This window comes from Alicyclobacillus sp. ALC3, from assembly GCF_028751195.1.
Lineage (GTDB): Bacteria > Bacillota > Bacilli > Alicyclobacillales > Alicyclobacillaceae > Alicyclobacillus_L.
The window spans coordinates 4,337,631-4,357,235 of record NZ_CP066784.1 but is presented as its reverse complement, the minus strand read 5'-3'; the positions used below and the strand labels follow the sequence as shown (position 1 = coordinate 4,357,235).

At 49.6% G+C, this 19,605-nt stretch carries 22 protein-coding genes; 7 read left to right on the top strand and 15 right to left on the bottom strand.

From position 1 onward, the window contains the following. The first annotated feature begins 958 nt into the window (after window positions 1-958). On the top strand, window positions 959-1,276 hold the full coding sequence (locus tag JC200_RS24560) for a TlpA family protein disulfide reductase (protein ID WP_443111928.1): 318 nt from the start codon (window positions 959-961) through the stop codon (window positions 1,274-1,276). Between the two features lie 491 nt (window positions 1,277-1,767). Then, window positions 1,768-2,145 (top strand): hypothetical protein, encoded by a 378-nt coding sequence (locus tag JC200_RS20255; protein WP_274433515.1) that lies wholly within the window; start codon window positions 1,768-1,770, stop codon window positions 2,143-2,145. Window positions 2,146-2,302: 157 nt separating this feature from the next. On the opposite strand, the gene JC200_RS20250 is transcribed toward JC200_RS20255, so the two are convergent. Beyond that, window positions 2,303-2,938 (bottom strand): YwmB family TATA-box binding protein, encoded by a 636-nt coding sequence (locus tag JC200_RS20250; protein WP_274433514.1) that lies wholly within the window; start codon window positions 2,936-2,938, stop codon window positions 2,303-2,305. 490 nt (window positions 2,939-3,428) lie between these two features. Here JC200_RS20250 and JC200_RS20245 point away from each other — a divergent pair, with 490 nt between their 5' ends. Further along, complete coding sequence (locus JC200_RS20245) at window positions 3,429-3,899, top strand: stage II sporulation protein R (RefSeq protein ID WP_274433513.1); 471 nt, start codon at window positions 3,429-3,431, stop codon at window positions 3,897-3,899. A gap of 64 nt (window positions 3,900-3,963) precedes the next feature. On the opposite strand, the gene JC200_RS20240 is transcribed toward JC200_RS20245, so the two are convergent. Both JC200_RS20240 and JC200_RS20235 read right to left on the bottom strand, forming a co-directional pair. Then, window positions 3,964-5,058, bottom strand: coding sequence for a sensor histidine kinase (locus tag JC200_RS20240; protein ID WP_274433512.1), 1,095 nt, complete (start codon window positions 5,056-5,058; stop codon window positions 3,964-3,966). Next, window positions 5,055-5,756, bottom strand: a complete 702-nt coding sequence (locus JC200_RS20235; RefSeq protein WP_274433511.1) for a response regulator transcription factor — start codon at window positions 5,754-5,756, stop codon at window positions 5,055-5,057. The genes JC200_RS20240 and JC200_RS20235 overlap by 4 nt, the downstream gene beginning before the upstream one ends. A 117-nt stretch (window positions 5,757-5,873) precedes the next feature. Here JC200_RS20235 and JC200_RS20230 point away from each other — a divergent pair, with 117 nt between their 5' ends. Then, window positions 5,874-7,490 carry a multicopper oxidase family protein gene (locus JC200_RS20230; RefSeq protein WP_274433510.1) on the top strand — a complete coding sequence of 539 codons (1,617 nt, stop codon included), beginning with the start codon at window positions 5,874-5,876 and terminating at the stop codon, window positions 7,488-7,490. A gap of 36 nt (window positions 7,491-7,526) precedes the next feature. On the opposite strand, the gene JC200_RS20225 is transcribed toward JC200_RS20230, so the two are convergent. From JC200_RS20225 to JC200_RS20180, 10 genes are all read right to left on the bottom strand, one after another. Next, window positions 7,527-7,751 carry an SHOCT domain-containing protein gene (locus tag JC200_RS20225; protein ID WP_274433509.1) on the bottom strand — a complete coding sequence of 75 codons (225 nt, stop codon included), beginning with the start codon at window positions 7,749-7,751 and terminating at the stop codon, window positions 7,527-7,529. 24 nt (window positions 7,752-7,775) lie between these two features. Next, window positions 7,776-8,465, bottom strand: coding sequence for a PspA/IM30 family protein (locus tag JC200_RS20220; protein WP_274433508.1), 690 nt, complete (start codon window positions 8,463-8,465; stop codon window positions 7,776-7,778). A 101-nt stretch (window positions 8,466-8,566) separates the two neighbouring features. Next, window positions 8,567-9,655 (bottom strand): hypothetical protein, encoded by a 1,089-nt coding sequence (locus tag JC200_RS20215; protein WP_274433507.1) that lies wholly within the window; start codon window positions 9,653-9,655, stop codon window positions 8,567-8,569. Window positions 9,656-9,860: 205 nt separating this feature from the next. Beyond that, window positions 9,861-10,322 carry a response regulator transcription factor gene (locus JC200_RS20210; RefSeq protein ID WP_274433506.1) on the bottom strand — a complete coding sequence of 154 codons (462 nt, stop codon included), beginning with the start codon at window positions 10,320-10,322 and terminating at the stop codon, window positions 9,861-9,863. Window positions 10,323-10,954: 632 nt separating this feature from the next. Continuing rightward, window positions 10,955-11,215, bottom strand: coding sequence for a metal-sensing transcriptional repressor (locus JC200_RS20205; RefSeq protein WP_274433505.1), 261 nt, complete (start codon window positions 11,213-11,215; stop codon window positions 10,955-10,957). Between the two features lie 121 nt (window positions 11,216-11,336). Next, window positions 11,337-12,590 carry an MFS transporter gene (locus tag JC200_RS20200; RefSeq protein WP_274433504.1) on the bottom strand — a complete coding sequence of 418 codons (1,254 nt, stop codon included), beginning with the start codon at window positions 12,588-12,590 and terminating at the stop codon, window positions 11,337-11,339. Window positions 12,591-12,697: 107 nt separating this feature from the next. Continuing rightward, window positions 12,698-12,937: an SHOCT domain-containing protein gene (locus JC200_RS20195; RefSeq protein ID WP_274433503.1), complete on the bottom strand. Its 240-nt coding sequence runs from the start codon at window positions 12,935-12,937 to the stop codon at window positions 12,698-12,700. A 50-nt stretch (window positions 12,938-12,987) separates the two neighbouring features. After that, the gene (locus JC200_RS20190; protein WP_274433502.1) at window positions 12,988-13,293 is read right to left on the bottom strand and encodes a hypothetical protein; all 306 of its coding nucleotides are present in this window, start codon (window positions 13,291-13,293) and stop codon (window positions 12,988-12,990) included. 91 nt (window positions 13,294-13,384) lie between these two features. Further along, window positions 13,385-13,576, bottom strand: coding sequence for a hypothetical protein (locus JC200_RS20185; RefSeq protein ID WP_274433500.1), 192 nt, complete (start codon window positions 13,574-13,576; stop codon window positions 13,385-13,387). A 47-nt stretch (window positions 13,577-13,623) separates the two neighbouring features. Next, window positions 13,624-14,454, bottom strand: coding sequence for a plastocyanin/azurin family copper-binding protein (locus JC200_RS20180; RefSeq protein WP_274433499.1), 831 nt, complete (start codon window positions 14,452-14,454; stop codon window positions 13,624-13,626). 642 nt (window positions 14,455-15,096) lie between these two features. On the opposite strand from JC200_RS20180, the gene JC200_RS20175 reads away from it, so the two are divergent. Next, on the top strand, window positions 15,097-15,447 hold the full coding sequence (locus JC200_RS20175) for a DsrE/DsrF/TusD sulfur relay family protein (protein WP_274433498.1): 351 nt from the start codon (window positions 15,097-15,099) through the stop codon (window positions 15,445-15,447). A 52-nt stretch (window positions 15,448-15,499) separates the two neighbouring features. Then, window positions 15,500-16,648, top strand: coding sequence for an NAD(P)/FAD-dependent oxidoreductase (locus JC200_RS20170; RefSeq protein ID WP_274433497.1), 1,149 nt, complete (start codon window positions 15,500-15,502; stop codon window positions 16,646-16,648). 155 nt (window positions 16,649-16,803) lie between these two features. Here the strand turns inward: JC200_RS20170 and JC200_RS20165 are convergent, their stop codons facing one another. Together JC200_RS20165 and JC200_RS20160 are read right to left on the bottom strand one after the other, a co-directional pair. Further along, window positions 16,804-17,379 (bottom strand): class I SAM-dependent methyltransferase, encoded by a 576-nt coding sequence (locus JC200_RS20165; protein WP_274433496.1) that lies wholly within the window; start codon window positions 17,377-17,379, stop codon window positions 16,804-16,806. Beyond that, window positions 17,376-18,320 carry a LysR family transcriptional regulator gene (locus JC200_RS20160; protein WP_274433495.1) on the bottom strand — a complete coding sequence of 315 codons (945 nt, stop codon included), beginning with the start codon at window positions 18,318-18,320 and terminating at the stop codon, window positions 17,376-17,378. The genes JC200_RS20165 and JC200_RS20160 overlap by 4 nt, the downstream gene beginning before the upstream one ends. Before the next feature lie 117 nt (window positions 18,321-18,437). Here JC200_RS20160 and selD point away from each other — a divergent pair, with 117 nt between their 5' ends. Then, the gene (selD, locus tag JC200_RS20155; protein ID WP_274433494.1) at window positions 18,438-19,499 is read left to right on the top strand and encodes a selenide, water dikinase SelD; all 1,062 of its coding nucleotides are present in this window, start codon (window positions 18,438-18,440) and stop codon (window positions 19,497-19,499) included. Window positions 19,500-19,605 lie beyond the last annotated feature (106 nt).

Here is a 19,605-nt window from a genome sequence, read left to right as displayed (position 1 = left end):
CAAGAACCAAAAAAACCAACCTACCCAATGTTCCCATTCAATCCGGTCGGTCAGTATATCAACTCAAACCAGTCAGTAAAATATTCTACGACGAAGCGGGCACCGTGATGAGCAACGTAGAGTGATGTGGTAACTGAAATGAGCGACAAGTGTGACGAGTAGGTCGAGTTTGTACATTTCGTACACCTGTTTTTCTGGATCCGATGGAATAGGGTTTTAAAACTTTGAGGGTTTTAGTTGTATCTCCGATCCCCCTTCCAGCTCTCGCCGGTTGTCGGGTGTGAATCAGTACCACGGACTTGCGCCGAAGACGGAGTAGTAGATTGTACCGACGATGCAAAATGCACCAAGACCCGCTAAAGTGTTATACACGATGTCCTTCACGTGACCCCCGTGGTTCAGCGAAGTGCACAACAGAAAAGAGGACGTCCGGTGGACGCCCTTAAAAGTCATGGTTTTCAAGGTTCATTTTCTCAGTCGTCGACTTTGGAAGGCACGAATTTCTGCGTCAGTCGCCATTCTTACTTCATGTCTTGATGCGTATGTTGGACTGATTGTTGTCGGTCTTTTGAAGAAATACCAGAAAGCAACACCTAAGACGACCAGAGCAGAGGGTCGAATAACCTTAACATAATGCGCTGGGATGCTTCGGATTGATTTCAGATGTATCACTTCCCGTTGGTATTATGAGAGGTAACTGCCTCGTTGCTTACAATATGGATTTCACACGCCTTCCATTGCTGATATCTGCCTAAGTGCACTTTTTTGCATGGAAATAAAAAACCAAGTGTACGTGTACGGCGCACCTAATCGCCGCTTATGGCCTAAAGTATAAAAAAAAGAAAAGGAGTACCCGTGCGGGACACCTTCTGACTGGCGTGTGATAACCAAGTAGCCGTTGCAATCTTCGTTGCAACGTGGGACTTCTCAACCAGCTTGAGCAGGACCTTCCTGTGTGATGAACAGGATGTGGGACAGTGGCAACCCACAATTCAACAGGAGGTCCAACTACTGCATCAAATTCGGCAAACGGAGAATTGGACAAGCCACCCAGCTTCCCGCCGTACAAGAGAGTCCACTCGTCGGTCATCCAGCTCCGAACTTCGACCTCAAAACATTGAATGAACAGACGACCGTTTCCCTCCACGACCTGTTAGGTAAGCAGCCCATCCTGATCAACGCATGGGTCTCTTGGTGCCCCCCTTGCCAGCAGGAAACGCCAGACCTGGTCGTGATGTCCAAAAATATGCAAGCAAAATTCAATTCGTGGGCGTGAATATGACCAGTGACCATGACAGTGTGACGGCTTTGTCCGACAGTATGGGGTAACCTATCTAACCTTGCTCGATCTCAAGGGGATGGTCTCAAAGGACTATCAAATCATTGGCTACCCCACCACGTTCATCCTTGAACCCAATGGAACGGTTCAGAACGTGCATGTGGGTTTATTGACGCAGTCGCAAGTGGAATCGCTGATTGCAAACGCCCTCAAATCCAGCAAAACAATACAATCAAAAGCTAGGTTGGCCCGTGTTAAAGGACGAAGAAATGAATGTGTGAAATCCTCCGTTGCGAGTGGGAGCAACGGGGGATTTCTAAGCATGGTATCAAGTGACTTTTCTAACACCCCCATACTTTCCTCAAGCAATCCACAAACTTTCTCCATACTTCGGATCTAAAGTAAGGGCGTCACCAAGAAACGGAGGGATGTCCTGAAATACACCATGCCATAAGACCAGAAAGTGATCACATACGAGGAGGCTGTTTATGATGAAAACGAAGCTCGGTAAACTCGGTATCGCCGCAGGCGTAGGAACGGCTGTCATCGCGGTCGGGGCGATGACTCTCCCCGCCTTTGCAGCCACGACTTCCAATTCAAACGGATCATGGTTAGCTAAGATGCAGTCCTTCATGTCCCAAACGTTTACTCCTCAGCAGCGTCAACAATTTATGAGTTCTTCTGCGATGCAGGAGCTACACAACTCTTCTGCCATGCAGCAGGCTATGCAGCAACACGATTTTGGCAAAATGGAATCTCTCATGAACTCTGACCAACAACTCAAGCAGCAAATTGGCGCACAAAATGTAGCCAAGATGAACCAAATGATGGGACAACTTCAAGGGCTGTATCAATCCGGAAAATAAATTTGTAACGGCAAACCCCCCCTCAGATCGTCAAAAAACGGCACCGATGGTCGCCGTTTTTTGACATCCTGGGTACGTGGTTCATCGATCACCAGCCTGGATCCAACCTCCCCTGGGTTCCGGCAAACACGAATTTCCCCTACCACTTCATAACCATTTAGTAACCATCCATGATGATTGGTGTACCCACGTGAACCAGCGTGAGAGTCTGATTTGTATCGGGACGTACCGCGATCTGTAAATTCATCTTCGAGTCTCCGGTCAACAGGTAGGTCTCAAGTTTCGGACAATATGCAGAAATACTTGCGAAACCGTCCGTTAGAACCCCCTCAACCGGTCTGGCCTTCACAGACCCTAATACTTGGGCTACGAGTTCCTTTATTTCCGCATCCGTTAACATCATTGGAAGTATTCCCTTTGTATGTACACTGAGGCGCCCCACAGACCCGATTCCTGTTGCCACACTGTCCACCTCGGCCATGACCTGAGCCAAATCTATGGGTCTGTCTGCATCGCATCGGACTCGAATCAGGAGGATGTGTGAATTTCGCATATCTTGTAGATTCCTACGCAGTAAAACAGAAATTCGTAGACCATCCGCACGCCTTCCAACAATCCTCGCGAATCCGCCTCCTGTATCCCTCGATTCGACAATAGCGTTCTCTGTGCTTTTCAATTCAAAAGCCAATCTCTGCACGACCCATACCGGCCGAAAGAAAGAGAGTGAACGGTCCGTACCTTCGTTGATTTCACCATAATAATGAATCTGGAACCCAGTGCTTTTTGCCTGCATGGCGGACAAGCTCGTGTGGAGAATCGTGGCTTGTTGTCTCAACAAACTTTTACGGGCTTGGATCCTCGTGTACATGCGTACTTTCCTAAACAAGTCAATCGGAGATGTTTGCTCTCGATAACCTATGGCAAAGCCGCTCAATTCATTTCCCCGCTTCCATCATCCCGTCGAATTCTCTCGTTCGTCCACGCAACCTATGTACTCTAGCATGGCCAACAAGTAGAATTTGTAAACCTTGTGTGACGTAGATTTTTGCGGTGATGACGAAGTTTATCTTTCAGATAGAGGGGCAAGACTTCTAGTAGACCTACTAGAAGGAGCGATCTAAAGTGAGGTTCGATCGGCTAATCCTACTGCTCATAGCGGTATTGTCCATTGTGGGCATCAAGAAGGCGTTCTTTCACTCTCCACTCAAGGATGAGTCGTTGTTTCACAATCTTGCAACACCCCAAGAGGCTCCGATCCCTAAGGAAACGTTACGACTGCGCGGGTGCGCAATGCGATCGTTTCAAAAGTCGGACAGTTACTTGCGGGTGCCAAGACTCCGGCGCAAGCCAAGGCAATTCTCACCCAAGAAACGCCGGTTCTCCAGCAAGTGGCCATAGATGTTGCACGCGAACATGGCGTCAAGTATCCCGTACAAACGGAGTTCGCCAAAGTGGCGTTCCCCACCAAAGTCTATGGAAATCAGGTCTATCCAGCGGGTGATTACGAAGCCTTACGAATTGTTCTGGGCGCTGGGAAGGGCGAGAACTGGTGGTGTGTTATCTATCCGCCTCTGTGCTTCATCGACATCGCCGAGGGAGATGCCATTCCCAATACGAGAGGTTTTCCGGATACCCCACCACTTGAAACCATCGACGTAGCGAACACAAACGGAGCAACGACAAAAGTCCAAGTTCGAATGTTGTCTTTGGATATCGGAGAAGAAATTTGGCGCGCATTAAAAAATCTCGGTTAAGATAGTGAGTACGAAATTCTCCGTTTGCTTGCCAAGGACTGGGACGTGCCCAATACGAAGAGATTCATGGAACCGCCGGTGAATCCTTTCGGGGCCAGCAAACGGTAAAGGTGCTCCCTTTATTGATTTGACTTTCCACCTCGACCGCGGCTCCAGACAAACTCGCTAATCGTTTCACGATGGCCAATCCTAATCCCGATCCTCCCGTTCTCCGGTTCCTCGATTTATCAACTCGATAAAATCGCTCAAAAATGTTGTCCAGTTCCGCTTTCGGGATTCCGATTCCCGTATCCCGAATCCGCACAAATGAACCCTGTAAGTTCTCTCCTGTCGTTACCTCAATCAGGCCTCCTGTCGGGGTATATTTGACGGCATTGTCGAGTAGGTTCCATAATATTTGATAGACATCATCGGGATTCGCATCGATCCAAAGCGGATGCCCTGCTGTCTTCACCTGGAGTGTCAACTCCGCCGCCACGCAACGAGGTTCGAAAAAATGAACAAGACTCGCCGTCATGTCATTGACTTCAATTTTCGTTGCGGGCTTCGCCTCCAACATATCCGCTTTGTACAGGGTTTCCACCCCAGATACCAAAGATTCAAAACGCTCGACTTCCTCCAAACAGCTGTGTAATCGCTCGCGACTGGGTTCCCATACGCCGTCCAAAAACGCTTCAATATGGGATTTTAACGTCGTCAACGGGGTTCTCAACTCGTGTGCGATGTCTTGCGTTAAATGTGTACGCAACTTTTCCTGGTGGTTGAGTTGTTGTGCGAGGTAATTCATCGTCTTGGCCAGCAAGGATAACTCATCCCGTCCATGAGCGGGAACCGTCAATTGCCACTGACCATGTGCAATTTGCGTCGCCAATTCCTGCATCTGCAGGATTCTCTTCGTGAATAACTTGGATAAGAACGCGGCAATTAACATGGTGATGGCAACAAAACTGGCTAATGTCCAAATCAGACTCTGCTTCAGTGCCTGGTCAAAATGGAATTGAATGGACTGGGACATCACCGGCGACAGGCTGTTGACCGGTTGGCAGACCAGCAACCCAAAATGCCGGGAGACCTCGATTTGCAAAATAAGGGTTAAAAGCACCAACAAGCTAATACTGAAGAGAGAAAAGGCTAACAGCAATTTCCCGCGAATTTTCATTCCTCATCACCTTCAAATCGATACCCGAGCCCATAAAGAGTTTGAATATACAAGGGACGACGAGCATCGTCTTCGATCTTGGCTCGAAGGTTCTTAATATGTCCATCAATGACCCGACTGTCCCCTCGAAAATCTAGACCAAACGCCTTGTGAATCAGTTCCTCGCGACTAAAGACGCGCTTCGGATGGCGAGTAAAGACCATCAAGAGTTTGTACTCCGTAACCGTCAGTTCAACTTTTTGTCCATTCTTAAATACCATCTGCCTCTGCGCATCCACCACCAAATCCCCGTGGCGGTACACGAGTCGCTCGGCTAGTGGTTCATTCTCCTGGGTGCGGCGCAGAATCACTCCGACGCGCGCAACTACTTCCTTCACACTAAACGGTTTGGTCACATAATCGTCTGCACCAATACCCAAGCCACGAAGACGATCTTCTTCGGCATGTTTCGCCGTGAGCATTAGGATCGGGACCGAGGACTTAGCCCGAATTGCCAGACAGACTTCCTCTCCAGACAAGTCTGGCAACATGAGGTCCAAAATGATGAGAGACAGCCCACCTTGCTCTATGGCATCTAAGACTTCGTGACCTGTATGGGCGGTCGACACCTGATATCCTTCTTTCTCCAAATACCCTGACAAAACTTCGACAATCTTGGGTTCATCATCGGCGACCAAAACGGTATAGGATTTCTTCATAATTCCCCCACATTTCCTTGGTACAATGCCCCCACACGATTTGTGGGGTTGGTTCGATCTTCATTGACTGTACCATACCCCGCTCCACACGTGATACAGATGAGGGAGCGTGAAACCGTGAAATTGACCACAAAAACCTATGCATACGTGGGCGTGACTCTGGTCGCTGCGGCCGGATTCGGCCTGTTTTGGTGGACCCATAACCCGACTGGTGTTTCAACGCCTTTGACCAAGACTTCCGGAACCAACGGTGCCTTAAAGCCCGTCAGTGCGTTGGTGGCGCATCCTACACCGGACACTCCAGTCGTGCGATACACTCTTGTCGCAGAGGCCAAGACACTCAATCTGGGGCAAGGAAAGACCGTCCAAGCCATGACTTTCAATGGCAGCGCACCTGGGCCGACGCTCACCGTACAGCAAGGAAATGTTGTAGAAGTCACCGTGAAGAATGAACTGAGTGTCCCCATTACGGTGCATTGGCATGGAATTGATGTCCCCGGCGCAGAAGATGGAGTTCCGGGATTGACGCAAAGCCCCATCTCACCAGGCGAAACTTTTGTCTATCGATTCATCGCCAAGGACGCTGGAACCTACTGGTATCACTCTCATGTGAACAGTGTTCAGGAAATCGGAGCCGGGCTGTTTGGGGGGATCGTGGTCAAACCGAATCATCCCGCCAACCCTCTGCCAAACCGTGACTATACAATCCTACTGCATGAATGGTCGACCTTGTCCCAGGGACAAGAGAATGGGATGAGTGGCATGAGTGGCATGAGTGGCATGAATATGGGGAACATGAACATGTCTAAACCTTCCCTAAGAACCACAGGCTTTCAGGTAACCAGGATGGATCGGGAAGCACTAAGTGAGATGACGAGCGCCTACGACGCGTTTACGGTCAACCAGACTGCGAATGGAACCAGTCTGTTTCGGGCAAATCCCGGAGACCTCGTACGCCTTCGGCTGGTGAACGCCGGCAATATGACCCACTTGATGACTCTCGTCGGCACCTCGTTCAAAGTCGAAGCTTTGGATGGCCACGACCTGTCTCACCCAACGTGGATTCAAAATCAGTTGCTTCCCATCGGTGCCGCACAGCGTTATGATGTTGAATTCAAGATGCCAGCGAGTGGCCAAGTCCAGCTCGTGAGCGCAGACCCTTCGGCCACCGAACGGATGGAACTACAAGCCACCATCGGGCAGTCGAGCCATTCCTCTCCCATGGACACGGCTATGAACTTGCAGAACGAACCTTGGTTTGATTTCACAAATTACGGCAGTCCAACTACAAGTAAGAATTCGACCTTCACACTCGGGCAACACTATGATAAGACCTTTACAATGAACCTTGGAGTGGGGATGAACCAAAGCGGGATGGTCTACACCATCAATGGAAAGGCATTCCCGAACACGTCCCCGTTTGTCGTCCAAAACGGCGATACGGTGAAGGTGCACATTGAAAACGACACCAACTACATTCATCCGATGCACTTACACGGAACCAGTTTTCAAGTTTTAAGTCGGGACGGCGTCCCTCTCAAGGGGAGTCCGGTCTATCTCGATACTGTCGAAGTGTTACCTGGGGAATCATACGATATTGCATTTAAGGCCACGAATCCGGGATTGTGGATGTTCCACTGTCATGACCTGCACCATGCTGCAGCAGGCATGGACACCATTCTCCAATACTCAGGAATTACGGATCCGTACAATATCAAGGATATGTCCGAATAACCACGAAAAAGGGGGGGCTTATGCCCCCCGAATATCTTATGCGGTTGTCGGCTTACGAATATGCGGACTGTGTTTGGTGCGATACTGGTCGTCTAGGACCGATCGCATCCGTTGATACTCTTCAATCGTAATTTCCCCTCGTGCCAAACGCTCATTGAGTACATCAACCGGAGAACTTCTCCGTTCCTCGACGGGCACAGAAACGGGAATGCCCATCGGCAAGTGATGCCCAAAGTGACCTCGGCTATGTCCACCGCACATTTTTCTTACCTCCGTTTTCCGGCCTCAAGAGGCTGATTCGTCGGATTCAGATTGAATTTCCTGTTTCAGTTTCGCCATGGCATCCTCGACTTCGGACTTCAATTCCGCTTTTTTGAGTTGATCCATTTCATACGACAGCGAGGACGTCATTGCGGTGTAGGATGCTTGAGCCTCGGCTTCTCGGCGTTCCACCTTAGTTTCCATCCGATCGAACTTCGACAGCGGATCGTCCTTGTTAAGTCCGGTAACGGCGTCTGCCGCTTCCTTTTGTGCCACAGCACGGCGATTTCGACGAACTAAATCGTCCCGACGTTCCTTCGCCTCGGCCAGCTTCTGCTCCAAGAGCTGGTATTGTTCCTTCATCTGTGCAGAGGTCTGTTCGGCCTCGACCCGCTCAGATTGCAATTGTTCCAAACGCTTTGTTTCCTTCTGCTCAGACTCCAGCGCTTTCTGGGCTAGGTCCTCGCGATTTTGCTGGAGAGCCAGTTTCGCTTTGCTATGCCAATCTGCAATGGCCGCCTCACAAGCTCGTATTCGATCCATGATGAGAATTCGCTCGGCTTCAAAGCGGTTCACTTCGACAGAAAACTGCCGGAGGTTCTCAGTGGCATCGTCAATGTACAAATTCAGACTCTTTTCCGGGTCCTCGGCCTTGCTGATGAGGTCATTGAGGTTCGCCCGGACGAGGTCCTTGAGACGCGATACCAGGGACATGTTACTCCTTCCTTTCCGGTGAAAGAGGTAGGTTGGGATTCAACCTTCACGAACACTGTAAACAAAATATGTGTAGAAATTGTGTAAAACCGGGCCACCGGTTAATCTTCACAATAATGTCGGGAATCCGCCCGACCAAACGCAGATTCGGTAATAAACCGTCCCGGCTCGCCGTCTTCCCCATAATCCCAGACGAAGACATGCCCAGTAGGAATGGAGCGACCAATGACCTCAACGGGACTATGAACGACCTTGTATACCGGCTGAAAGGGACAACAGTACCAGTACCCGTCTTCTTCAATTTGACCTGTCGCTACGAGTTCGTCGACCGTACTCTCATACTCCCGTTCGACGTCGGTGACCGTATGTTTGACCCATAATTCGGCCAAATCCACTTGAGCCTGCGCATACTCCCCGGAATGGCGAATCTCCCGAAGTGCGATGCGCGAAGTTACCTTGAACAAATCGCGGGAATCGAGCTTACTTTGCTTGCTTCCTCCACCGTGATGGGATTGGCTCAGTAAAGAGGGGTCTTCCAGTGCCTGAGCAATCAAGAAATAAGCGGTCAAAGCCGATCCATACTGTTCTTCGGCTTCTTCATGACTCTGAAGAGACACCCGTTGTCCACCGACAATCGAACCCAGAATGGCGTCGCCCGATTGTCGGCGCGTTCGAGCCTCTTCATACAAAAGGATCACCTCTTTATACGGATCCGCCTTCGTGCGGGCAACCACCATCTTGTCTTTCACGAGCGTTTCCATCTCATCTGCGGCTCGTCGCATCCCCGCCAAATGCTCGATGGGGCATGCTCCGCGTGTCTCTTCCCGAGTCCCGAGCAGAATCGGCACCTTGATTTTGGCACTCCCCGCAAAAGACGCCTCTTGCCGGGCCGCGATCAAAAGATCCGGGATCCGTCCGTACCAACCCTCCGCTTGCTCATGTGTCACGATTGGGACGGGTTTCGACGGATGCTGGTCACTTGGAAATGCATCCCGCAATAAGGCGTCGCCCATCACTTGTAGGCTTTTGGCCGCGCGTAGCAAGACCCGTGCGCGAACGTTCGAGGTCTCTGCAAGTTCCACTTCGACTTCAAACACCTGTTCGCCCAGTCTTTTATACCCGGCTAAATGTTCAGGGGTGCACATTCGTTGGCCGGAGAAAACTTCTCGAAATCGATCAAACAGAGCCATCTTTTTACACCTCTTTTAGACACTCGCGAGATTTCCCTTTTGTTGTATTATAGCGCACGACAAGCAACACGAGTGGACGATGTCTCTGACCATCCTTCGTTACTGACAACCTTGTCCTTAAGTAAATCGAATGCCTGTTTTCAGCTTACACTGTAGTTATGGAGAAAGTTTGTGCGACACGAGATTTGTCCTCATATCTTTGAGCTTACAAACCTTTCGTTTTCGATGGGTCAAAATAACCTTCGTGAATGGCGAACTCGCGAGCTTCTTCGCGGGAGCGGACTCCTAATTTTCTTCGGATGTTACGAATGTGAAAATTCACCGTGGAATGGCGAATACCAAGAATCTGTGCAATCTGCAGATCGGATGAATTTCGTGCCAACAACCTTAAGACCTCCACCTCACGAGGGGTCAGGCGAATGGATGTGACAGGAACCTTCGACTTCCATCTGCCTTGTTTTGCAATCCAGTCCACAATCACACGGTCAGAAAACACGAACTCGCGGGACACGAGCGGCTCGAGTCCATGTTCCAGCATTTTTGCGACTTCACTCTGATGAAGGTACCCCGATGCGCCAAGGCGAACCGATGGCTCCAGGTATTTATCCGATGCCGAGACGATAAAAATCCGGGTATCTGGATGGACAGTCCGGAGTCTGAGGAGCATCCCCACCCCTCCTACCTCCGGAGCGTCCATGTTGAGCATCACGATATTCGGTTGATATATATTCAGCGTTCGCAGGACGTCCTCGGCGCTTCCCGAGATGTAAAATACCTCAGCTCTGTACCTCCGGACAAAAACATTCGGAGATTTGGCGAAACCCACCATAAATATCTTACAAGAATTTAATGTCGTGGATAGTTCGAGCATGGGCAAACCCTCCTTGAGTACGAAGCTGTATCACCACACGGTATACACCGTATCGTTAAAAAACGAATCACGAGATTCGTTGGCTATCTCCAAACGAACTATAAAAGATGCAGCCATCGAGGCCGAACGCGAATCACATGTACTAGTGATTTTCGCATCGTTGGTTCCCGTCTTATAGTCTTTCCGTTCTGGCAATGCATGGCCGCGTGTGGCACTGGCTCAATGGGATGGGGAGGACCCATGAGTACCAACGGGTGGATGAAGGGCAGTTTCAATGTTCAAGCGTGACCCTGTCGGTATTTCGACACAAAAGTTCAAACCGTGAGGCCGTATCCCACGCCGGAGGGAATATGTCCAGAGAGTCGAGACCGTACGCGACTCTCTTTCGGTTTTTAAGATGCCATGAGTTCTCTGGCTCACTTGTGCAATCATTTGCTTTTGACAAACAGGTCGATGGCTGCGGCCACTTCGTCACGCGTTTCGTTTCCAAATTCCATTTGCCGTCGAATTCGTTGTTCCAGAGTCTCAGCGACTACAGCGGCGATGGTCCGATCCAACGCTTTGCGAATGGCAGTGCACTGCGTGATGACATCCACGCACTCGCGCTCACGATCCATCATTTGAAGGACGCCCCTGATCTGGCCCTCAATTCGACATAAACGGTTTCTCAAAGCCCTCTGATAACGCATTCCCCGATCTCCTCTGTTCAGATTCCAATTTTTTATGGAGCGAGTTATTAGAAATAGAAACTGTCACATCACAACGAAAAGCCTTTCTACCCCGGGCGATTCCGGGAACTCCGACGATTCATTACAGTGCATGGTGTAGAACGCAATTTGTACAGGCCTCGTCTTTCCTCTTTCTCGATTTCGCTATATTCTTCCAGGACAAAAGAGTCAGGGACACAAAAGCAACCCCAAACAAAATGAATAGTCGATTGGGTGCCATCCAGTGGCCCAACAATCCCATGCCCCAGTTTCCCAGAGACGAGGATAAGCCACTTACTACCATATACAAACCGGTAGCACGGGCGCGTAAACGTTCTCCAGCCCGTTCCTGAACCGTAGTCAAACTCAAAGTCATGAAAGCTGCTTGCGTAAATCCGATGAACGTGATAGCCACAAGCCCTATCCGCAGGTTATGGCTCAAACCCAACAAAATTAACGCGAGTCCACTTGTCCATGCGGTGAACCACACCAGGTTCTGTCGATGTCTTTGACTTCGCCGTTCCATCAGTCCCATTGCGGAGGTTAAAGCACCGAATCCGATGGCACTCAAAAAGGTTCCATATCGTGGCCCGGATTTCAAGGCAAGATCGAGAAAAGCAGGTAATACAGCCATAAACGACATGGTGAGTCCACAGTGAAGCCCGGTTAATGCCACCATACCGATAACACGTCGTTGACCTAAGCGAGTGGTCACACACGGGACGTGAGCAAAGTGGTCCAGAATCTCCTCGTGCTCCGACGCCAACTCGGGTTGAAGTAGTAAGGGAAACAAGGAGCCTCCGACATATTCAAGCCCAAGAAGCAGATACGCCATTCCAAACCCAAAACGATTGAGCAACGGGGAGGAAATAGCCGGTCCAAGTAATTCAGTTCCGCTTTGCGCAAGCGTAAAGAGAGCCATCGCACTCAAAAGCAAATCCCCTGATACCAAACTAGGAACCGCTATGTTCTGCGTAAGATTCAATAACCCGGATGCAAAACCGAAAATAACCCCAGTCACCAAGAGAACAGTCGGCGATAGTCGATTTTGAAAGGACAACATGGAAAGGAGGATAGCCAAAAGGACAATTCCTGCACTGGGAATGGTCAAGAGCGATTTTTTGTTCCTGCGTTCAACGACACCGGCGAAAATGAGGTTCACCAGAATGCCGGGCATCGTCGTGGCAAGAACCATGATTCCTCCCCAAGAAGTGGCATGCGTGAACGCGTACATTTGCCAAGTGGATACGAAGGTAAAGATCCATGACCCGAGACCGGTGGTCATGGAGGTCAACCATAACCACCGATAATCCGGCAAACGAAAAAGTGCCTGAAACCTTGTTGCGTATGTCTTCATGGAGTTTCCCCACTCTACGACTTTCAAGCCGAAAATCACATCGATCGCGTTCGAAACCGTCGGTGATGCGCAAATCTAGAGAGCCTTCCTATGATTTCTAGACCCTCCTATAAACTGTCCCTTATTTTTCGATACTCTTCTTCGGTGATCTCCCCTCGTGCATATCGTTCCGCCGCGATTTCCTTGGCTGTACGAGAAGAATGATCGGAATTGTCTCTACGGGTCATCGAACGAACTAAATACACCACCAAATAAACGACCCCAATTAAGATCAGAATTTGAAAAACCCACCCTAGAATCCCCATGCCATAGCCACCGCCGTAACCGAAACCGCCAAAACCCATCATCTGACACTCCTCCTTGTCATGTATCACTTAAATACCATCGTGAACTTCCTTTACGGACGCTTCGAGATCGGAGATCCACAGTACGGACACGTATGCCACGCAGAATGAATACGATGATGACAGTGTTCGCATTTTTTCCCTTGAGATTTCAGGACTGCCACAAAAATCACGATAATGCCAACGACCAATGCACCGACTAAAAGTGTAAATGTCAGCATCCCAAGGACCATCGCGAAATTCATGCCCGTTGCCATCCCCATCATGGGACCTTGGTTCATGCCTGTGGCAGCCAGATACAAGAGCAACGCTCCGACGACGACACTCACCGTAGCCACAATCCATCCCGGTATTTTCATTTGAATCCCCTCTTTCGTACCCGAAGCTACGTGAGTTCCATCTATCGTGTCCTCGCCGGAACTGTCACCCATGCGAATCGTTGCGCGTTCATCAAATCACCGTTTGTGCGCGTGCTGCCGATCTTTCCTCCAAGTTTTCGATGACCTCGAGGATCGCCAATGGTTCTACACCAAATTGCTGCAGTTTAACGGCTACCCTTTCGTACTTGACGTTCCCGCTTATTGCACGCTGCAGTCGATCACTCAACTCAGCTTGAGGATCTTGGGCTTCAGATTTCGCCATTTATCAAACCTTCCCTCTGTCAACATTGGAACTACCCCACTTGGGCGCTAACCGACAATGATTTTGCCGTACATCCCCTTCGCGGCATGACCTGGGTATTCACAAATATAGTGAAACGTTCCCGCTTGACTGGCGGTGAAACTCGTTGTCGCAACAGGATACGTGTCCTTGCTTGCGGCGGGAATCGGGAGGATGAACGCTCCGGGATAGATGCCGCCCTGCATCATAGACATGACCCCGTATGGCGGTTGGGCCGACGTCACTTCAATTCCGTGTGGCATACCCGTATCCTCGTTCACTAATTCCAACGTGACATGTGCTCCCTTTTGAACATGCAGGGTGGGGTTGACCAACCCACCCATCACAAACTTCTCGTCCGGTCCCGAACTGCTGTTGTCCATGGCTCCACCAAAGGCGACAATTTTGACTGTTTGTCCGGAGTAGGTAATGGTGTTGTTGATTTTGTCAATGGTCGCGTTTTTGAGCGACGATTGCATCTCTTGATTGGCGTCAGATGGATTTACAGTTTTCACCTGACCAAAAAACTGACTCATCATCGATCCCATCGTACTGGTCCAGTTGCCTTGACTACCGCCGGTTCCTCCAAACGCTTGACCCATCATACCCGACCAAGCACTTTGGGACGGGTTGCCGGAACCCACCGAACCTCCACCCGGTGCAAATCCAGCACCCATCATATTGGCAAACCCGTTATCACCCCATGGCGCAGTTGAGGTTGACGTTGGTGCAATGCTTGAAGCGGGCGTTAAAGTGGAGGTTGTGTTCGTATTGCTTTGTGCAAAAGCTTGCGAGACGGTCAGTCCTCCTACACCTAATCCGATGAGTAATGTGGGGATAAGAATTGTACGCTTTTTCATTGGATATCCCTCCGTTTCTTTGGTACGTCCTTACCATAGACCCGGAGTGTGAAGAAAGTTTGTGGATTGTTTGCGTAAATGGTGAGGTTGGTACCCTTTCACAAATTTTATGCGCCACTACAGGCATGGGAATTGTGACGCCTAGTTTGTTAGAGGTGCTGTCTAAAATGCAGAAGGCATCCACGGGGAATCCCCAGACTCCATGGTTGTTTACGGACTCATTCTGCGACTATTCTGTGACTTTGACGTTTCATTTTAGTAATTTCCCATGGAGGATTGGTAGCAAAAAGGCATCTTAACAATAGCGGAAACACCGTGGAATTTCATTGAGTGATGCCAGCCAGCAAGACATCACACCTGTCTTTCGGCCAATTCATTTGTCGGATAAATGATGAATTCACCGCCGACCCGAGGCCATAATATCCCGTCAATGTAATCCAACGAGACCATACAACAACTTGGGTCTGCAGCAATGTTCGAGCATGAAACGTTACAATAGTTTAACCTATCGCTGTGCTATTCATAATTGATTTGCATTGTAATTATGATGAATATGCATTTCCAACATCATAAATCTTGACGCATACTCATTCATAGGATGACTTTACTCTTCTTGAAACTCTTTCACTGGAGGCAGTATATATGAAAATCCTCTTTGTATTGAATGATCCTCCGTATGGTACTGAACGCTCCTACAACGGATTTCGTCATGCGAATGCCGTGGGAAAAATGGAAGGAATCGAAATACGAATCTTTTTGATGGCCGATGCTGTGGTTTGTGCGAAACGCGGACAAAAAACGCCGGACGGCTACTATAACCTCGAAAAGATGCTGACTGTGGCCAGCCGCCGCGACGCATCGATTGGGGCATGTGGAACTTGTTTGGATGCACGCGGACTCACGCCGGAAGATTTGCATGTTGCGGTCCACCGATCGTCGATGGAGGAACTCTCGGAGTGGACGGTCTGGGCCGATAAAATCGTCGTCTATTAAGACATGCTCTAACTCTCATAGGAAAGTGGACATGTTAAAGGAGGAATCGCTCTTGGAAAGCACGGTCGTCGTCCTTGGAGGCGGGGTTGGTGGCATGATCACAGCCAATTTGCTACGAAAAAACTTGCCTGAGCCATACACAATCACACTCATCGATCGAGAGGAACACCACGTATTCGCTCCCTCGCTACCCTGGTTGGTCACAGGAGAGCGTCAGGCCGGAAACATCTCTCGGTCTCTGAATTCTCTGAAACAAAAAGGGATTGAGTTCATACAAGGGGAAATTGAGCACGTCGATGCTCAACGCCGAACCGTGATCGTCGATGGTCGGAGCATCACGGGCGATTACCTGGTCCTCTCACTCGGTGCCGCGCTCGTACCTGAGGAAATTCCGGGTCTGGCGGCAGGATACAGTTTTTACGACTTGGCACAAGCCGAGCGTCTTCGCCAAAAACTTGCCGAGTTTCAAGGCGGGAGCCTCGTCTTGCTTACCGCTTCTCCACTTTACAAGTGTCCTGCTGCCCCGTACGAAATGGCGATGCTCTTAGATTCTTACTTTCAAAAGCGGGGAATTCGTTCACGAGTTCGAATGAGTTTCTATGCTGCAGAGCCAGCACCCATGGCCGTGGCCGGAGTGAATGTCTCTGAGTCTGTCGTGCAATTCCTTCGGCAACGAGAAATTTCATATTACCCGCAGCATCAAATTATTCGCGTGAACCCTGACAAAAAGACGATTGATTTTACAAACGGTGTTCAAGAATCCTATGATTTATTGATTCATGTGCCTACCCATAAGCCGCCCAAGGTCATCCAAGAGTCTGGGCTGATTGGTGAAAATGGATGGGTTACGGTAAACCAGTATTCTTTAGAGACCGCGATTCCTAAAGTCTACGCGATTGGTGATGTTACAGGAATCCCGCTTGAAATGGGAAAACCTTTACCAAAAGCCGGCGTCTTTGCTCATGGACAAGCGAAAGTCGTGGCAAACAATATCATTTTGCAACTCACCGGAAAAGGACGCAGGGCTGAGTTTGATGGTCATGGAGAGTGTTTTATCGAAATTGGGAAACATAAAGCCGGATTTGCACGCGGAAACTTCTATGCCAGCCCGAGACCTGTAGTGAAAGTCTATCCCCCTGGAATACGATGGCACTTTGGAAAAGTGTTTTTTGAAAAGAATTGGTTTCGGACCTGGTTCTGAAACATCACCATTGAACCATCATCATAGCATTCGGACCGGAAAGTGGAGGAACGCAGGCTCCCCGCTTTTGCAGAACCGTCCATACTTGACAACTTTGGTCACGAATTCTAGCAGGATTCAAGTTTTGTAATGGTTCGTTTGTTCCGTACACTTTCTTAAGACTTTTGGAAGATGAATCCGTAGTGAAACGGTTTTAGGTCCACCTTTCCTTGTAGGGTAAATCCGCTTCTTTGCGCCCAATCAAGAATCGATTCTGGTTTCGGCCGTATCTCCATCGACGGCCCTCTGGGCGTATCTTCATATTTCCAATGCATCACTCCAAGCCTTCCGTTCTCCTCTAACTGACGATACGCGAATGCCAGAAGTTCCATCGGTTCCTCGCAATGTAACATGTTAAACAAAGCAACATAATCGACCGTCCCTTGATACCCTTGTAGGCTGGATGCCGTTTTCACATCCGAGACCTCTCCCCCAATCAACTCAAGGTTCGTCAGATTGAACCCAGAGGCTTTCTCCCTGCATCGTTCGATCATTTGGTCGTCAATATCGATTCCAACGGCGGTACCGTGAATGATTTGAGTCGCAGGGATGAGAAAGGTTCCATATCCGCATCCAACATCCACGAGTGTCCTTATGCTCGGAGTGACACCCATTTTGCGAAGCCAGGATGCGGGTTGAAAAAATGTGTTCCACAACTCTTCCTCTGGCATTCCTGATTCCCTGTATTTCATGTTTGGTGCTCCTTTCGTTGTTGTCGTGAATGCGAGGGTAAATTCGAAAGCTGGAAGTCGAAGATGTTTTTTCTTAAGAATGTCTTGAAAGCCAACACCGCCGGTGAGAGCTGCCGGTCCTTGTTTGATGCGATATAGAAAGAGCGAGGAATAAGAAACGGAGTGGAATCCACCACGTGGAGAAGACCACACGGCCATTCCGTACGAATGGCATATTTCGATAAAAAGGCGATACCCAATCCGCCGAGGACCGCTTGCTTGATCGCTTCCGTGGTATCAAACTCGATGACGTGTGATGGGGTCCAGCCAAGTTCCACGAAATGCTGGAGTGTCGAAGCCCGAGTATGGGATCCTTCACGCCGCAGCAACATGGGGTATGGACGGATCGATTCAAAAGACAGTTCTTGCTCCTGTGTCAAGGGATGATTCCTGCTCATCACGAGGGCCAGTTCATCCGGCAGAAACGGTTCCACATAAAGAACCTTCGATTCCACGGGTCCCGCAAGAATGGCCAAGTCCACATTTCCTTCTTCCATCTGACGAAGGATCTCTTGAGTTGCCGCAATACCCACCTGAACCTGAATTCCGGGATGGACTTGAGTAAAATCTAAAATCGCACTTGGCAATACATAATCCCCGACGGTCGAGCTACAGCCTACGTGCAGAGAACCTGAATCCAGATTTTTCAGCGTGTCCATCGCCGCCTGCGTACTCTCCACCAGTTCAAGGATTTGTTCGCAGCGCTTGTACAAGACGTATCCTGCATCGGTCAAGGATATGCTTCGACCGATTCGATGGAAAAGCGGTAAACCAATGGTCCTTTCCAGCGCTTCAATCTGTCGTGAAACAGCCGGTTGACTCATATTTAAGTCTTCAGCCGCGCGCGTAAAATTGAGTCTGTGGGCGACATGAGCAAACGTGTTCAATTGGTGGAAGTCCATAATCGGCCCCATCCCTTCTGCCTATCCATAAACAAAGAGAATGTTGTATACTCGTTTCATGCAGTTTGATTATACCAGACGAACAAAAATCCTGTTTTTCGAGACGGAGGTGACCGGATGAATCTTCTGCCTCCTATTCAATTGACGGCGTTTTCTCCCGGCGCGGGCTGAGCGTGCAAAGTCGGCCCAACCGACTTGGCGCAGGTCCTGCGCTCTTTTTCGGACACCCATCCCGTAAACTCAAGCCCAGAGATCTTAGTGGGCTGCGGGGATGATGCAAGTGTCGTTCGCATCTCAAATGATGTCGCCGTGGTTCAAACGGTGGATTACATTAGTCCCGTCGTGAACGACCCCTACGAATTCGGACGGATCGCTGCAGCAAACGCCCTGAGTGACATCTATGCCATGGGTGCGACCCCATCGTTTGCCCTAAATATTGTCGGTTTTCCGATCAACACGTTACCTATGGGTTACCTCAAGGAAATTCTACGCGGTGGCTCAGACATGATGGCACAAGCCGGAGTCCCCATTGTAGGCGGTCATACGTATGACGATCACGCTCCGAAGTATGGATTAACGGTGACTGGATTTGTGCATCCGGAGCGTTATATCACGAAACGCTCCGCCAAAGAAGGTGATGTCCTGGTTTTGACCAAGCCCCTCGGGGTCGGCGTTATCACAACAGCCATCGACAAAGGATTGGCGTCACCTGAAAGTGAACAGCGGGCCATCGCCGTGATGACAACCCTAAACGACAAGGCATCCAAGGTCATGATGGACGTCGGAGTGCATGCCTGCACCGACGTGACGGGCTTTGGCTTACTGGGACACTTGTACGAAATGGTGGCAGATGGGGATCTATGTGCGAAAGTCCGTCTTCAAAACATCCCTGTGATGGAGGAGGCTTGGGACCTGATCGCGGATAAGACGTTATCCAACGGAACCAAAAATAACTTTCACATGCTCAAAGATCATGTGACATGGGATAACACTTTACACGAGGCAGAACGTTGGATGTTGTGCGATGCTCAAACCTCAGGTGGGCTTCTCATGGCGGTATCAGAAGACAGGAAGGAGCGACTTTTAGACCGGTTAACTCAAGTTGGATGTATCGCCGCTGAAATTGGTACGATTCGTTCGCGATTAGAAAATGAATCCCATCTGTTCGTCCATCGTTAAATTTTCTTGCCTGCGTGGCATACGTGGTATCCGATCCCTGGTTTGTATCTCGATATGGAATAACAAAAATGCATCATATCAATGGCAAACATGCATTTCACACATC

Bases quoted from the DNA above. Each gene is read 5' to 3' on its own strand.
- JC200_RS20255 (WP_274433515.1), top strand. From the start codon at position 1,768: ATGATGAAAACGAAGCTCGGTAAACTCGGTATCGCCGCAGGCGTAGGA.
- JC200_RS20210 (WP_274433506.1), bottom strand. From the start codon at position 10,322: ATGCTCCTCAGACTCCGGACTGTCCATCCAGATACCCGGATTTTTATC.
- JC200_RS20225 (WP_274433509.1), bottom strand. From the start codon at position 7,751: ATGTGCGGTGGACATAGCCGAGGTCACTTTGGGCATCACTTGCCGATG.
- JC200_RS20250 (WP_274433514.1), bottom strand. From the start codon at position 2,938: ATGCAGGCAAAAAGCACTGGGTTCCAGATTCATTATTATGGTGAAATC.
- JC200_RS20240 (WP_274433512.1), bottom strand. From the start codon at position 5,058: ATGAAAATTCGCGGGAAATTGCTGTTAGCCTTTTCTCTCTTCAGTATT.
- JC200_RS20220 (WP_274433508.1), bottom strand. From the start codon at position 8,465: ATGTCCCTGGTATCGCGTCTCAAGGACCTCGTCCGGGCGAACCTCAAT.
- JC200_RS20160 (WP_274433495.1), bottom strand. From the start codon at position 18,320: ATGGACTTCCACCAATTGAACACGTTTGCTCATGTCGCCCACAGACTC.
- JC200_RS20235 (WP_274433511.1), bottom strand. From the start codon at position 5,756: ATGAAGAAATCCTATACCGTTTTGGTCGCCGATGATGAACCCAAGATT.
- JC200_RS24560 (WP_443111928.1), top strand. From the start codon at position 959: ATGAACAGGATGTGGGACAGTGGCAACCCACAATTCAACAGGAGGTCC.
- JC200_RS20165 (WP_274433496.1), bottom strand. From the start codon at position 17,379: ATGAAATACAGGGAATCAGGAATGCCAGAGGAAGAGTTGTGGAACACA.
- JC200_RS20205 (WP_274433505.1), bottom strand. From the start codon at position 11,215: ATGCGTTATCAGAGGGCTTTGAGAAACCGTTTATGTCGAATTGAGGGC.
- JC200_RS20200 (WP_274433504.1), bottom strand. From the start codon at position 12,590: ATGAAGACATACGCAACAAGGTTTCAGGCACTTTTTCGTTTGCCGGAT.
- JC200_RS20195 (WP_274433503.1), bottom strand. From the start codon at position 12,937: ATGATGGGTTTTGGCGGTTTCGGTTACGGCGGTGGCTATGGCATGGGG.
- JC200_RS20190 (WP_274433502.1), bottom strand. From the start codon at position 13,293: ATGAAAATACCGGGATGGATTGTGGCTACGGTGAGTGTCGTCGTCGGA.
- JC200_RS20215 (WP_274433507.1), bottom strand. From the start codon at position 9,655: ATGGCTCTGTTTGATCGATTTCGAGAAGTTTTCTCCGGCCAACGAATG.
- JC200_RS20180 (WP_274433499.1), bottom strand. From the start codon at position 14,454: ATGAAAAAGCGTACAATTCTTATCCCCACATTACTCATCGGATTAGGT.
- JC200_RS20185 (WP_274433500.1), bottom strand. From the start codon at position 13,576: ATGGCGAAATCTGAAGCCCAAGATCCTCAAGCTGAGTTGAGTGATCGA.
- JC200_RS20175 (WP_274433498.1), top strand. From the start codon at position 15,097: ATGAAAATCCTCTTTGTATTGAATGATCCTCCGTATGGTACTGAACGC.